The sequence below is a fragment of the Natrinema gari JCM 14663 genome (assembly GCF_000337175.1).
GTDB lineage: Archaea > Halobacteriota > Halobacteria > Halobacteriales > Natrialbaceae > Natrinema > Natrinema gari.
In genome coordinates, this window is the sequence record NZ_AOIJ01000033.1 from 64,760 (window position 1) to 78,174 (window position 13,415).

Sequence of the window (13,415 nt, forward strand, 5' to 3'; positions counted from 1 at the left end):
ACTCGGTCGTCCGTTCCCGGCGGCGACGTGCCGACTCGCGCTCGTCGTTTCGAAAGCGGACCTCATGACCGAACGACCCGCTACCGCTTCAGTTCCGTCGCGATCGCTTGCATGTCCGCTTCCGACTCGATCTCCTCGAGCAGTTCTTCGCGCTCCCTGACAGCCTCGGAACTGGCACCGTAGGCCCGAACGTACTCGGCGCGGCTGTGTTCGGTGAAGGCGTGTCGAATCGCGAGGTAGCCATCGGGGACGACGGTCCCACAGACCTTACACTCACGACGCTGGTGTTTCGTCGCCTGATGGACGACGGCCGACTCGACGTCCTCGAAGACTGCACCACAGCCGTCGATCCCGCATTCCCAGGCCATTCGTTATGGACACTCGAACGGCCCTCCTAATCATCCTTTCGCAGCGATGCCCCCGACCAGAAACAACCCCGACAAACCGCTCGGACGGCGCGTGCACGCGGGAGTGTTGCAGCGCGGACGCGTTCGGAACACGGCGTTCTCGGCGCGAGCGCGAACCGGCTGGTCGGTCCGCTTGATCACGGTCCCGTCGGCCGGATCGGGGACGCCCTCTGGTGGTCCTCGAATCAGAATTCATAACCCGGCTGTCCCGGAAGTAGTGATCGTGACCGATGGAGTGACGTTCCGAATCGACTGTCACGTGAAGGTGCTGGACGAGACGGTCGTCGAACGGGCCAAACGGGCCGGTCTCGACGCCATCGTCTATGCACCCCACTTCACCCGCCTCACGGAGATTCGCGACCGAGCGGCCGCCTACTCCGACGACGACCTGCTGGTCCTCCCCGGCCGCGAGGTGTTTACCGGCCCGTGGTGGGACCGCAAGCACGTCCTCGCGATCGGGCTCGAGGCTCCCGTTCCGGATTTCATTCCGCTCGAGACGGCGATGGCCGAGTTCGACCGGCAGGACGCGACGGTGCTCGTTCCGCATCCCGAGTTCGCCAACGTGAGCCTCAGCGAAGCGGATCTGCGGGCGTACGCGGATACGATCGATGCTGTCGAGATTTTCAACCCGCGGCACTTCCCGCCGGACAACCGACGTGCACGCAAACTCGCCGACGCGCTCTCGGTACCGCCGTTTACCTCCTCCTATGCGCACCTTCCGCGCTCCGTCGGCGTCGCCCACACCGCCTTCGACGCGGCCATCGAGAGCGAGGCCGAGTTCCTCGCCGCACTCGAGGACGGGATCGCCCGCCGCGTCGTCTACGACAACGGCCTCGATCGGTGGGCGACGACGGCCTCGGAACTCGGCCACCTCGTCTACGAGAACACCTGGAAAAAGATCGATCGCCTCTTTCTCTCGGGGACGGAACCGACCCATCCCCGCCATATCGCCTACGACGGGCGGTTCGACGACGTCGCCGTTTACTAACTGCGGACCGCATCCGTGCCGCCAGTAGCACGTGGCCACCGGTCGGCATGTGAGTCCCTCTCGAGGAACCGCCGAGCCAGCGTTCGAAGCGGCACTCGAGGAACGGCTGTCCCGACACCAATGGAGTCGACGACGCGCCTACTGCTCGTCCGACCGTTCCTCGGGGGCTCCGCTCTCCGCTCGGACCCTCGAGAGCGTCTCCGCGACCCGGTCCCAGTGGCTCCCGCGCCAGAAGTGCTGGCCGCAGTCGCGACAGCGCCACACATCGACTGCCGACGGCTCGGGGGCGTACTCCGGCGTCGACACAGCCTGCTCGACGGGTTCGAGCGGGCCGTTACACTGCCCACAGGTGTCGGGCTCGTCCGCGAGCGTGAGATCGAGTCCCGCGGCGTCGAGTTCGGCGAGTTGTTCGTCGACGGCTCGGGAGTCGAGCAGGAGCGACTCGTCGGCGCGGTTCGCGAGGGCGACGTCTCGAGTGACGAGCGTCCGGTCCTCGTCTCGAGCGACGGCGAGGAGATCGTCGTCGGCCTCGAGCCCGCGATCACCAGCGTACGCAGTATCGTAGTTGCACATCCGCAGATACGAGACGAGACCGCCACACATGACATCGAGGAGGATGCGCGCCGGACCGGAACGGGATGCGGGCATGCCGGCTGGATTAGTGGAGGAACGCGCGGAGATCGGCGAGTTCCCAGGTGTTGATTACGTCGTCCGGTTCGGCCCAGCCGCGGCGTGCCGTGTGGACGCCCCAGCGCATGTACTCGAGCGTCGCGGGCCGATGGGAGTCGGTGTTGATCGCGATCGGCGCGCCCTCCTCGAGAGCGGCCTGGACGGCACTGCCCCAGAGGTCGAGTCGGCGGGGATCGCTGTTGACCTCGAGTGCGGTATCGTGTTCGGCGGCGGCCGTCCCGAGCGCGGCCGCGTCGAACTCGAGACCGGAGCGCTCGTTGAGCAGGCGGCCGCTGGGATGGCCCAGTACGTCGATCGCCGGGGTCTCGACCGCGCTGATGAGCCGTTCCGTCGCGGTCTCGGCGTCCTGTCCGAGCGCGCTGTGGGTCGACGCGACGACCACGTCCAGCGCCTCGATCACCGCCTCGGAGAGGTCGATCTCACCCGCGGCGTCGACGTTGGCTTCGATCCCGGCGAACACCTCGATCTCGGCCTCGGCACCCACGGCGCGGATCGCGTTGACCTGCTCCAGGATTTCGCTGTCGGAAAGTCCCATCCCCCCGACGATGCCGGGGCCCTCCGCGTGGTCGGCGATTCCGAAATAGTCGTACCCCTGCTCCGCGGCGGCCTCGACCATCGCCTCGATCGTCGTGTTCCCGTCGGACCACTCGGTGTGGCTGTGGAGGTCTCCACGGATGTCACCGCGCGTGAGCAGGTCGGGCAGATCGCCGGCCTCGGCGGCGGCGATTTCGCCGCGGTCCGTCCGAAGCTCCGGCGGAATCCACGGCAGTCCGAGCGCCTCGTACATCCCCTCTTCGGTCTCGCCTGCGACGCGGTCGCCGATCCGCTGGTCCGCCTCGTGGTCCGCGATATCGCTCACGTCGAAGGCACCGTACTCGTTTAGCTTCATGTCGCGATCGATCGCGTAGTTACGCAGGCTGACGTTATGGTCCTTGCTCCCGGTGAAGTACTGTAGCGCCGAGCCGAACTCCGCGGGGACGACCACCCGCAAGTCGACGCGGCTCTCGCCGACGCGAACGCTGGCCTTCTCGGGCCCCGACTCGATCTCGTCGTCGACCGACTCCCACGCGACGAACCGCTCGACGACCGCCTCGCCGTCTGCGGTCGCCGCGAGGACATCCACGTCCCCGACCGTCTCACGCCACCGGCGGATCGAGCCGGCCACCTCACACCGGTCGACTGCCGGGACCGACTCGAGGAACGCGAGCACGTCGTCCGCGAGCGGTCGCGCCTCGCCGAGCAACTGTCGCTGGCCAACCGTCCGGGCGAACTCGAGGTTCTCGAGGATGTTCTGCTCCGTTTTCGGCCCGAACCCCTTGATCTCCTGTACCTCGCCGGCTTCGGCCACCGTTTCGAGATCGTCCAACGTCTCGATCCCGAGTTCCCGATACAGCTTCCCCGCGGTCTTAGGGCCGACACCCTCGATCCGGGTGATAGCGGCGATATCGATCGGCAGTTCGGCGCGGAGTGCCTCGAGTTCGTCGATCTCGCCGGTTTCGACGTACTCGACGATCTTCGACGAGATGGCGTCGCCGACGCCGTCGATGTTCTCGAGAACCGCCTCGTCGCCCTCCGCGACCCGATCGGCGATCGGGGATGGATGCGCACGGATGTTCTCCGCCGCGCGCCGGTACGCGCGGGGCTTGTACTCGACGCCGTCGGCCTCAAGCAGGTCCGCGAACTCCTCGAATCGAGCGGCGAGTTCCGCGTTGGTTGCCATCAGCGCCCCCTCCGTGCGCTGGCGTCGTCCTCCTGTCCCAGCGCCTTCTTGAGGAAGGACATCCAGCGCTTGCGGTCCTGTGCCTGCTGGACCTGCTGTTCGCGCTCCAAGTCCGTCGGCCCCAGGCTCTCGAGGGCGTTCAGCGCTCGGTCGATCCCGATGATGCTCCCGGCGAGTTCCTCGCCGTGCTCACGGCTGATCGCGCCCTCCTCGATCCGCTCGAGTCGCTCGAGTCGCTCGCGCCGCAGGTTCCGCTTTGCCTGCTCGACGCGTTCGCGTTCGCCGGACGGCACCGTCTCGCGACGCTTGATCTCGAAGACGAACGTCCGGAGGTCGATCTCCTCCCCCTGGACGGTGATCGTCTCCGGGATGTCCGCGCCGACGGTCGCGCCCTCGCGCTCGACGCGCTCGAGCAGTTGCTTGCGCTCGTACTCTTGCACACGCCGATATGGGCGGCGGGGATGCAAAAATGTACAGTCCCGGCTCGGAGCGAGCGGCGACGGTGACCCGCTCCCCACCCGCGACACGTTACGGAACCACACGGCTTTCCGTGGCCGGTTTTCGTCCCCCTCCTGAGGGGCCGAAACCGATCGAAAAAATCCCGGCAGAAACCCCAAATCCCTTAGCGGCTCCCCACATACCCCCGGTCAATGGCCAAGTGCGACGTGTGTGGGAAAGACGAAAACATGCCGTACAACTGTCGGCACTGCGGCGGCACCTACTGCGCCGACCATCGGCTCCCCGAGAACCACGACTGCTCGGGGCTGCAAAACTGGAACGACCCCCAGGGCGTCTTCGATAGCGGCTTCGACGACAACGTCAATTCGGGCGGGAGCACGTCCCGGGCCTCAAGTCTCATGGACAAACTCCCGATCGATACCGGCCCGGGCGGGCCGCTGGCGTATTTCCGCGGGAACGCGACCTACACGTTCCTCGCGCTGATGTGGCTCACGTTTATCGCCCAGTTTCTCGTCAGTATGGTCTTCGGTAGCGAAATAGCACGGACCCTCTTTGTTCTTCGGCCCTACTACCCGCAGTACGTCTGGACGTGGGTGACGTCGATCTTCGCCCACGGCGGACTCTATCATATCGCCGGCAACAGCATCGTGCTGTTCTTCTTCGGCCCGCTCGTTGAGCGCTACGTCGGCTCGCGGAAGTTCGCGATCCTCTTCCTGGTGAGCGGTGTCCTCGCGGGGCTCGGTCAGATCGCCATCCAGATACTTCAGACGTCCGTGGTAACGCCGCTCACGCCGGGCGTCGTCGGCGCGAGCGGTGCCGCACTCGCGATTCTGGGTGTCCTAACGGTTCTGAACCCCGGACTCAAGGTCTACCTGTATTTCATTCTCCCGGTCCCGATCTGGCTGCTGACTGCCGGCTACGCCGTCATCAGCATCACGTTCCTCTCAGGCGCTGTCGGCGGGAGCGGCGGCATCGCACACATGGCCCACCTCGTTGGCCTCGTCATCGGCCTCGCTTACGGCCAGTACGTCAAACAAAACCGGAACGTCAGCGCGCCGAACCAGCTTCAGTTCGGCGGTGGCGGTCCCGGTGGCCCGGGTGGTCCTGGCGGCCCCGGCGGTCCCGGACGCGGCCGCTTCTGAGCCGCCCGAGGTCGTTCCCACGACCCCGCAACTGATTGTCTCGCGGTGTCTATCACCGCCATACAGATGCCCGACCGACGCCCCGACCTCGCTCCCGACGCCGACCTCTCGCGCGAGGCGATGGAGGCCCTCCAGCGTGAGATCGCTGCCGTCGCTACCTTCGAGGACGACTTCGCGTTCGACCCCGACGCCCTCTCGAACCCGCTCGCATCGACTGCGGACGGCGGACAGCCGCCGGTCGTCGTCGGCGTCGACCAATCCTTTCTCACGAACGACGCGGGAGACCAGGATCGCGCCCTGAGCGCCGTCGTCGCCATTCGAGGCGGCGAAGTGATCGAGCGCGTCCACGCGGTGACGCCCCTCGAGAGTCCCTACATTCCCGGCCTCCTGTCGTTTCGCGAGGGCGCGCCGATCCTCGCGGCGCTCGAGAAACTGTCCGTCGACCCCGAGCTGTGCCTGTTCGACGGCAGCGGCCGCATCCACTTCCGACAGGCCGGCATCGCGACCCACATGGGCGTCGTTCGTGACGTGCCCAGCATCGGCGTCGCCAAGAGCCTGCTCTGTGGCACGCCCCGGGCGGACACCGACGACCGCCAGACAGGGACGAAGATCCCCATCGAATCGAACGCGCGGGTCGACGCGCCCAACGGGACGGTGCTCGGCTACGCTGTCCAGACTCGGCAGTACGACTCGCCGAACCGGTCGATCAACCCGCTCTACGTCAGCCCGGGTCACCGGGTCGGCCCCGAAACGGCGGCTGACATCGCGCTCGCACTCGCCTCGTCGTACAAACTCCCCGAACCGGTCCGACTCGCCGACAAGTACGCCGCCGACGCCAAGACATCGTTCAAGAAGTAACCGTCTCCGCGACTCACCCCAGCGGTCCGCCCACACCCGCGTGCGGTGGATAGGATGTACCGATGCTGGCCGAGTCGGGGGCGTCCGGCGTCGGTGCCGACACCGATCAGTCCTGCGAGCCGCCAGCTATCGGCCACTGTGACGGTCCGTCGAGCGCGACAAACCGTCGATACTTAGGTATCGTCTCACGAACCGGTCACACATGACCACCGCAGCGGACGTCGAAGGGACAGCCGACGACGGGCAGGACGGTACCGTCGACGAGGACGACCGCGATCGCGAGACCACCGAGACGAGCGCCGACGAGCGCTATACGCGAAAGCAATCGGTTCTCATCACTGGGTGTTCGTCCGGCATCGGTCGCGCGACCGCCCGCGCTTTCCTCGACGACGACTGGCAGGTCTTCGCCACGGCGCGCAACGTCGACGACGTCGCCGAGCTCGCGGACGAGGGCTGTGAGACCCTCGAGCTCGACATCACCGATCCCGAGCAGGTCGCGTCGGTCGTCGAGAAGACCGTCGATATCGCCGGGTCGATCGATTGCGTCGTCAACAACGCCGGGTACGCCCAGATGGGACCGCTCGAGGACGTCGCGACGGTTGATCTCCACCGGCAGTTCGACGTCAACGTCTACGGCCCCCACCGGCTGACCCGCGCCGCCGTGCCGCACATGCGCGCGCAAGGCGAGGGCCGGATCATCAACGTCTCGAGCGTCGCGGGGCGGATCTCGTTCCCGGGTTCGGGCGCGTACTCGGGATCGAAACACGCTCTCGAGGCGATGAGCGATTCGCTGCGCGCCGAGGTTGACGAGTTCGACATCGATGTCGTCGTGATCGAACCCGGCCCGGTCGAGACGGACTTCACGAACCGGGTCGACGAGGAACTACCCGACGACGAGCGAACGCCGGCGTACGAGTCGCTGTACGAACTCTACGACGAGGCACAACTGATCGGCGGCGGCAGCGGCGGCCCGTTCGCCTCCGACGCCGAGGACGTCGCCGAGGCGATCCTCGAGTCGGCGACCAGTCCGGACCCACCGGCGCGGTATCCGGTCGGCCCGCTCGCCCAGTACGGGCTGTACGCCCGCTTCCTGCCCGATCGACTGCGCGATACCGTGTACGGACTCCTGCGAAAACTGGTCTGACCGCCGGTTGCCCCCTCGGACCCTCATCGCTCGCCGTCGGATCGCTCCGCGGCCGACTCGAACCCCAGTTCCGACTGCTCGCGGCCGCGCCGCTCCTCGAGCGCCGCGATCGCGTCGGGATCGGGCGCGGCGTCGTCAGTGAGCCGTGCCCACGAGGTGTGGACTTTGGCGTGACACCACCGACAGAGGGAGATCGTGATTTCGTGGGAGCATGGCTCCCCGTCGCGTTCGGTTGCACCACGCGCCGCGTTCCGATCGCTCGATGGACGCTGTCCATCGGCGTAGGAGAGGTGGTGCTCCTCGAGTAGCGGGCGCTCGTCGTCGTGGGCCATCCGTTTGGCCGCGAGTCCGCACCGAACGCACTCGCGGTCGCGGTTGCGCGAGCGGAAGTGCGGACAATCGGCCCACGACCAGTCCGACTCGGGGTCGACCACCGGACACCCGTAGTCGTCCGCGGCGCGCTCGGCGGCGAACTGCGGATCCTGCTGGGAGTGTTCGAGCGCGTATCGGCACTGTCCCTCGCCGGTGAGATAGTCACAGCGACCCGCGAACTCGTAGGGATCGTCGACGCCGACGGCGGTCCCCCGTGGCGTTTTCTCCATATCCAGGATTCGGCTTCGAGTCGAATAGGTGTACCTGCTCCGACCGAACCGCGGTCGTCGCGGGGACGACCCGCCCCACGGCGAACAGTGGCGGCTCCGACCCGACCGAGGACAACTGCAGACGAACCGGCGTCGCCGGACCCATCGACGATCGATTTCGGGACACGACGCGACGGAACTCGACCCGTATCGACCCGATCCTACCTATATTCCCGCAAGAAAAATAAATACGTGTCCGGTTTGAATCCGTCTCATGGCCCGATCGAACCCGATCGAAATCGCTGCGGTCGTCGTCGCCGGCTGGATCGTTCTCGAGGTCGCGCTTCGCCGCGGACTCGTCTCGGCCGCCGTTGCCGTCGGCGTCGAGCCGCTACTGGTGGACTATCTGGTCCTCGCGATCGGATTCCCGCTCATCGCGACACTCCTCAGCTGGTACGCACTCGAGCGGGGACAGCGCCGGGAGGCGTGGGACTGGAACTGGAACCTGCGGTCCTTCGGCGTGGGTGTCCTCGCTGCGGTCGTCGGGTTCGGGCTGTCCGCTGGTGCCGGACAGATCGATGCGGCACTGTTCGGACTTGAGGGGATGAATGGCGCTATCGGTGAGCGGCTGACGAACGCGTTCGAATCCGCACCCGCCCTCGCGATCCTCTTTCTCGTGGGGAACGGGATCATCGCCCCGATCGCGGAAGAGCAAGTCTGGCGGGGAATCGTGCAGACGGAACTCGTCGAGGGATGGGGTGTCGTGGCCGGCATCGGTGTGACGGCGGTCCTGTTCGCCTGCAAGCACGTGATCGTCGATCTGTCGATACTACGTCTCACGACGCTGCTGACGCTTGGACTCGTCTTCGGTGTCGTCCGTCACCGTTGGGGTACTGTGAGCAGTACGGTTACGCACGTCCTGATCAACACCGTCTCCTCGGCCAGTATCGTTGCGGTGGCGCTTCTCTGAGTGTGACCTGGCTCGAGCGGGACTGGGTCTCTCGCCCATCGAGTTGGGCCGGCTCCGGGCGGGAACGCTTTTGTCCGTCCCGCACCGACTCGAGGGCGTGCGACTCGTCCACGACCCAGTTACGGATGGCCGGCCCGTCGACGAGACCGACCGCGAGACGCTGGCGACGACGGTCGAGTTCGCGGATTCGATCGTGAGTCAGACGCTGGGGCTCATGTTTCGGCGCTCCGTGCCCGACGGCTACGCGTTAGCCTTCCAGTTCGATTCGACCACAACCCGCGGCCTGCATATGGTGTTCGTGTTCTTCCCCATCGACGCAGTCTGGCTCGTCGACGGCGTCGTCCAGCGCGTCGAGACCCTCCGCCCGTGGCGTGGATTCGCCCGCGAGACGGCCGACCTGATCGTCGAACTCCCCGCTGGCACCGCAGCGGACATCGACCCCGGCGACCGGCTCCGTCTCGAGGACGAGTGAGCCACGGATTCTAGCCGTCGACGGCGGAGCAGCGAAATCGGCCGCGACGATTCCGAACCGGCGGTTTTAAGACACCGTGAGATAATGTGACGAGATACAATGGCACGTTATCCGCCATCTGACGAGGATAGAGGAAGTCGGGGCGACCCGGCTGGGCGTGAAATTCTCCGCCGAACGTAATCGCAGTTCCCGTACTGGACCACTCTTGCCTGTACCTCACTCCCCCGAACAGACGATCGCATCGGATCGAACAGTGCGCCTTCTCGACACGACGCTTCGCGACGGCGAACAAGCGCCGGGCGTCTCGCTCTCGCCCGACGAGAAGGTCGAGATCGCCCGATCACTCGAGCGCGCCGGCGTCGCCGGTATCGAGGCCGGCAGCGCCTGTACGGGCGCGGGTGAGCGACAGGCGATTGCGCGGGTGACCGACCTCGATCTCGACGCCCGCGTCACGAGTTTCTGTCGCGGGATGCAAGGCGACATCGACCTCGCGCTCGACTGTGACGTCGACGGGGTCCATATCGTCGTCCCCGCCAGCGACCGCCACGTCGAGGGCAAAGTCGGCACGTCCCGCGCCGACAACCTCGAGAACACCGCCGAACTGGTCGCCTACGCCAAAGATCACGACCTCTGGGTCGAGGTCATCGGCGAGGACGGCTCGCGCGCGGCCCTCGACTACCTCGGGCGGCTGGCCGAGACCTCGTTCGAAGCCGGCGCGGACCGGTTCTGTTTCGCCGACACCGTCGGTCACACCGGTCCCGAACATACCTACGAGGCCGTCTGCCGCCTCGCCGATCTCGGCCCAACAAGCGCACACACTCACGACGACCTCGGGCTGGGCGTCACGAACGCGCTCGCGGCCGTCTCTGCGGGTGCCGATCTGGTTCACTGTACGGTCAACGGGCTCGGGGAGCGCGCCGGCAACGTCGCCCTGGAGGAGGTCGCCATCGCTCTCTCACACGTCTACGACCTCGAGACGCTCGCCCTCGAGGAACTGTACGACCTCGCACAGACCGTCTCGCGGGCGACGGGGGTTCAACTCGCGCCGAACAAGGCCGTCATCGGCGAGAACGCCTTCACCCACGAGAGCGGCATCCACACCGACGGCACGCTGAAAGACGACAAGATGTACGAGCCCTACGCGCCCGAGACCGTCGGACGCGAGCGTCGACTCGCGCTGGGGAAACACACCGGCCGCGCGGGCGTCGCGGCGACGCTCGAGGAACACGGCGTCGACGCCGCCGACGACGAGATCGCCGACATCGCGACTCGCGTAACCGAACTCGGCGACCGGGGCCGTCGGGTGACCGACGCCGATCTGCTCGCCATCGCCGAGGACGTCACCGGCGAGGACCGCGAGCGTGTCGTCGACCTGCTCGATCTCACCGCCACCAGCGGCGGTGCCGTCCCGACCGCCAGCGTCCGACTCGATGTCGACGGCGAGGAACGCGTCGCCAGCGGCACCGGCTCCGGCCCCGTCGACGCCGCCGTCTCCGCCGTCCGCGAGGCGCTCGGCTCGATGGCAGACGCCGAACTCGAGTCCTACCACGTCGACGCGGTGACCGGCGGGACCGACGCCGTCGTCACCGTCGAAGTGACGATGGGTCGGGATGACCGCTCGGTGACGGTCGCCCGCAGCGAGGCCGACATCACGCGCGCGAGCGTGACGGCGATGGTCGACGCGCTCGATCGGCTGCTCGCAGCCGATCAGCAGCCGCTCACGCCGGCCGACGACTGATCGGTTCCGACCGCCGCTCGCTCGGGGCTAGCCGTCGACTGGCGTCGGGATCCTGTGGTACCCGGGCGACCCTCACGAGAAATCGAGGTCGACGGTCTGCTCGTCGAGGGCCTCCTGTCGCGTGTCGAGCATCCCGACGTCCTCGTACGAGACCGGCCCGGGGACTTGATGGGCTTCGGGTCCTGGTTGGTGTCCGAGGTAGGTGACGTTCGGATTCGTTCCGATGTCCGCCAGTAGCTCGAACTGCGATTCCGGTGCGTCGACGTAGTCCTCGAAGAGCGTCTGGGCGACATCTTCCCGGCTGCTCACCTCGATGTCCTGACTCGGCCCCTCGAACCCCTCGACCGTCAGCCCGAGCTGTGTGAGCGCATCGTCACTCTCGAGGTCGAGTCCGATCGCTTCGATCGCGCTCACGACGTCCAGCACCGTCTGCTCCTTCTCGGGGAGGGTATCGCCCGGTGGCGCTTCCTCCTCGTACTCCACGTGGGTCAGCTCGATCCCCTTCGCAAGGGCGATCGTCGTCCTGGTAAGGCCGTCGACGGCCTCGACAACGGCGTCGAGCGTCGGGTCAACATCCGCAAGCGACGATTCGATCGAATTCGGCGACGGCAACTCCGTGAACAGATTGATGATCGTTCGCGCCCGGGCCGGATTCGCCTCGTATCGCTGCGGGTCACTCGCGGGATTGTTCTTATCTCCGAACTGGATGACGTTCGGCGGACAGGCCTGCTCGCAGGCGCTCGTGCCGATCAGTTCCTCGCCGGCATTGCCGTCCTGACGGGCCGGATCGAAGATGCATTTCGACATGACACCACGGGGAGCGCGACGACTGACCGGCCGGCCGCGCTTATCGTAGATGCCCTCCGAGTCGAGTTCCGACCGGTCGACGTTGGGGTCGTCCCACTGGAAGTAGTTGACACCGTAAGGACAGGCGACCTGACAGTAGCGACAGCCGATACAGACCTCGTAGTCAGTCAACACCAGACCGCCGTCGTCTCGCGTGTGGCGAGCCGTCGTCGGACACACCTTTTCACACGGGGCGTCGGTACAGTGCTGACAGGGTCGGACGAGGTAATTGAACTCTTGGACGGCCGGATTGTCCGAACACTCCCCGGGCTCGACATCGACGGTACCGGGGTCCGGAGACTCGACCTCGCCGTCTTCGTAGGCGAGCACGTACATCCAGTTCGCGCCCTCGTCCCAGTCGTGTTCCTGATTGCAGGCAGTCACGCAGGCCAGACACCCGTCGCAGTGCTCGAGGTCGATCGTCATGCCCCATTGCGTCCCCTCGTCTGCGTCCTCGACTTCCCCCGCCGTTTCCTCGACGGACTGGGCCGGCTCTTGTTGCTCGACCGCACCCCAGCCGAGACTCGCAAACCCCATCCCGGCTCCCGCCTTTTTGAGCATCTCCCGACGGGACTCGTCACCACCGGCGAGGTCCACGAGCGTCGCCCCGATCCCGCCGTCCTCGTCGTCCGGACTGGCGATCGGTCGTTCGTCCTCGCCGAACTCCGCCATCACGTCGTCGTGATACCGTTCGTAGAACTCTTCCTCCGAGAGGTCCCCGCTCGTGACCCGCATGGCGTCCCGTCCCATCTCCATCCCGAGTTCCGCATCGTACTCCGTCTCCGCAAGGAGGTCCTCGAGATCGTCCTGCCACGACTCGCCGAGCGGATGAAACGCCTCCTCGTCGGGCGGGTCGTCGTCGGCGCTCATCGTCCCCACCGCGTTCGAGTTGCTGTCTCCGGAGTGGCGATCATTGTGACTCCTGTCACCACACAAGTCGAAGTATTTGCATAGAGGCCCTGCTTGCGAGTGATGGGGACCCGGCTCGATGACACGCTGCCCACCGACTCGAGGACGAACGGCCGAGAGTGAGATGGGCCGTGCTACTCGAGTGACCGTCCATACCATCGAGGCTCGGCCGCCGCCGGGACGGCACCGTCGTTGCCGGCCCGGTGCGACATGCACCCCTCGAGAGGGGACCCGTGTCGGGGTGGATCACCGGCACTCGATGCGTACCGCCACGCACCGCTCACCGGTTTGGTGGTGGAAAAGCGCCGAGAGGGAGATTTGAACTCCCGAGTCCGTGAGGACAGTAGATTTCGAATCTACCGCCTTGGCCGGGCTAGGCTATCTCGGCTCACTCTCATTTACCCGGGTGACCTTTTTACCGGTTTCGATTTTCGCTCCCCCTGATATCGATTCGCTCACGATCGAACCGAGGTCCGAGCCGCTCGAGTCGC

Annotated in this window: 13 protein-coding genes and 1 tRNA gene; 7 read left to right on the forward strand and 7 right to left on the reverse strand. The window is 66.4% G+C overall.

From position 1 onward, the window contains the following. Positions 1-80 precede the first annotated feature (80 nt). Positions 81-368, reverse strand: a complete 288-nt coding sequence (locus C486_RS03345; protein ID WP_006184562.1) for a DUF7565 family protein — start codon at positions 366-368, stop codon at positions 81-83. Positions 369-642: 274 nt separating this feature from the next. On the opposite strand from C486_RS03345, the gene C486_RS03350 reads away from it, so the two are divergent. Then, positions 643-1,395, forward strand: a complete 753-nt coding sequence (locus C486_RS03350; protein ID WP_008453048.1) for a PHP domain-containing protein — start codon at positions 643-645, stop codon at positions 1,393-1,395. Between the two features lie 138 nt (positions 1,396-1,533). Here the strand turns inward: C486_RS03350 and C486_RS03355 are convergent, their stop codons facing one another. The 3 genes from C486_RS03355 to C486_RS03365 are packed head-to-tail and all read right to left on the reverse strand — an operon-like array spanning position 1,534 to position 4,245. Then, positions 1,534-2,043, reverse strand: coding sequence for a Mut7-C RNAse domain-containing protein (locus C486_RS03355; protein ID WP_083865990.1), 510 nt, complete (start codon positions 2,041-2,043; stop codon positions 1,534-1,536). Positions 2,044-2,053: 10 nt separating this feature from the next. After that, entirely contained in the window at positions 2,054-3,805 is a 1,752-nt protein-coding gene (gene polX, locus C486_RS03360; RefSeq protein WP_008453053.1) for a DNA polymerase/3'-5' exonuclease PolX, read from the reverse strand. Beyond that, entirely contained in the window at positions 3,805-4,245 is a 441-nt protein-coding gene (locus C486_RS03365; protein ID WP_008453055.1) for a DUF5788 family protein, read from the reverse strand. The genes polX and C486_RS03365 overlap by 1 nt, the downstream gene beginning before the upstream one ends. 210 nt (positions 4,246-4,455) lie before the next feature. Between C486_RS03365 and C486_RS03370 the strand changes: the two genes are divergently transcribed. From C486_RS03370 to C486_RS03380, 3 genes are all read left to right on the forward strand, one after another. Next, positions 4,456-5,406 (forward strand): rhomboid family intramembrane serine protease, encoded by a 951-nt coding sequence (locus C486_RS03370; RefSeq protein ID WP_049910080.1) that lies wholly within the window; start codon positions 4,456-4,458, stop codon positions 5,404-5,406. 66 nt (positions 5,407-5,472) lie between these two features. Continuing rightward, complete coding sequence (locus C486_RS03375) at positions 5,473-6,264, forward strand: endonuclease V (protein ID WP_008453058.1); 792 nt, start codon at positions 5,473-5,475, stop codon at positions 6,262-6,264. Positions 6,265-6,466: 202 nt separating this feature from the next. Beyond that, positions 6,467-7,408 carry an SDR family oxidoreductase gene (locus tag C486_RS03380; protein ID WP_008453059.1) on the forward strand — a complete coding sequence of 314 codons (942 nt, stop codon included), beginning with the start codon at positions 6,467-6,469 and terminating at the stop codon, positions 7,406-7,408. Positions 7,409-7,431: 23 nt separating this feature from the next. Here C486_RS03380 and C486_RS03385 read toward each other — a convergent pair whose 3' ends face one another. Further along, positions 7,432-8,010 (reverse strand): DUF7097 family protein, encoded by a 579-nt coding sequence (locus tag C486_RS03385; RefSeq protein ID WP_008453061.1) that lies wholly within the window; start codon positions 8,008-8,010, stop codon positions 7,432-7,434. Positions 8,011-8,263: 253 nt separating this feature from the next. Here C486_RS03385 and C486_RS03390 point away from each other — a divergent pair, with 253 nt between their 5' ends. The 3 genes from C486_RS03390 (at position 8,264) to C486_RS03400 (ending at position 11,169) form a co-directional block, all read left to right on the forward strand. Further along, entirely contained in the window at positions 8,264-8,959 is a 696-nt protein-coding gene (locus tag C486_RS03390; protein ID WP_008453062.1) for a CPBP family intramembrane glutamic endopeptidase, read from the forward strand. Positions 8,960-9,056: 97 nt separating this feature from the next. Further along, positions 9,057-9,431 carry a DUF192 domain-containing protein gene (locus C486_RS03395; protein ID WP_008453064.1) on the forward strand — a complete coding sequence of 125 codons (375 nt, stop codon included), beginning with the start codon at positions 9,057-9,059 and terminating at the stop codon, positions 9,429-9,431. Positions 9,432-9,636: 205 nt separating this feature from the next. After that, entirely contained in the window at positions 9,637-11,169 is a 1,533-nt protein-coding gene (locus C486_RS03400; RefSeq protein ID WP_083865991.1) for a (R)-citramalate synthase, read from the forward strand. A 72-nt stretch (positions 11,170-11,241) separates the two neighbouring features. Here C486_RS03400 and C486_RS03405 read toward each other — a convergent pair whose 3' ends face one another. Both C486_RS03405 and C486_RS03410 read right to left on the reverse strand, forming a co-directional pair. Then, complete coding sequence (locus C486_RS03405; RefSeq protein ID WP_008453068.1) at positions 11,242-12,885, reverse strand: 4Fe-4S ferredoxin N-terminal domain-containing protein; 1,644 nt, start codon at positions 12,883-12,885, stop codon at positions 11,242-11,244. Positions 12,886-13,227: 342 nt separating this feature from the next. Further along, positions 13,228-13,312, reverse strand: a tRNA-Ser gene (locus C486_RS03410). Between the last annotated feature and the right edge of the window lie 103 nt (positions 13,313-13,415).

What these genes read in the sequence shown, in the direction of transcription:
- C486_RS03345 (WP_006184562.1), bottom strand. Translation starts at nt 368, where the DNA reads ATGGCCTGGGAATGCGGGATCGACGGCTGTGGTGCAGTCTTCGAGGAC.
- C486_RS03355 (WP_083865990.1), bottom strand. Translation starts at nt 2,043, where the DNA reads ATGCCCGCATCCCGTTCCGGTCCGGCGCGCATCCTCCTCGATGTCATG.
- polX (WP_008453053.1), bottom strand. Translation starts at nt 3,805, where the DNA reads ATGGCAACCAACGCGGAACTCGCCGCTCGATTCGAGGAGTTCGCGGAC.
- C486_RS03370 (WP_049910080.1), top strand. Translation starts at nt 4,456, where the DNA reads ATGGCCAAGTGCGACGTGTGTGGGAAAGACGAAAACATGCCGTACAAC.
- C486_RS03375 (WP_008453058.1), top strand. Translation starts at nt 5,473, where the DNA reads ATGCCCGACCGACGCCCCGACCTCGCTCCCGACGCCGACCTCTCGCGC.
- C486_RS03380 (WP_008453059.1), top strand. Translation starts at nt 6,467, where the DNA reads ATGACCACCGCAGCGGACGTCGAAGGGACAGCCGACGACGGGCAGGAC.
- C486_RS03385 (WP_008453061.1), bottom strand. Translation starts at nt 8,010, where the DNA reads ATGGAGAAAACGCCACGGGGGACCGCCGTCGGCGTCGACGATCCCTAC.
- C486_RS03390 (WP_008453062.1), top strand. Translation starts at nt 8,264, where the DNA reads ATGGCCCGATCGAACCCGATCGAAATCGCTGCGGTCGTCGTCGCCGGC.
- C486_RS03405 (WP_008453068.1), bottom strand. Translation starts at nt 12,885, where the DNA reads ATGAGCGCCGACGACGACCCGCCCGACGAGGAGGCGTTTCATCCGCTC.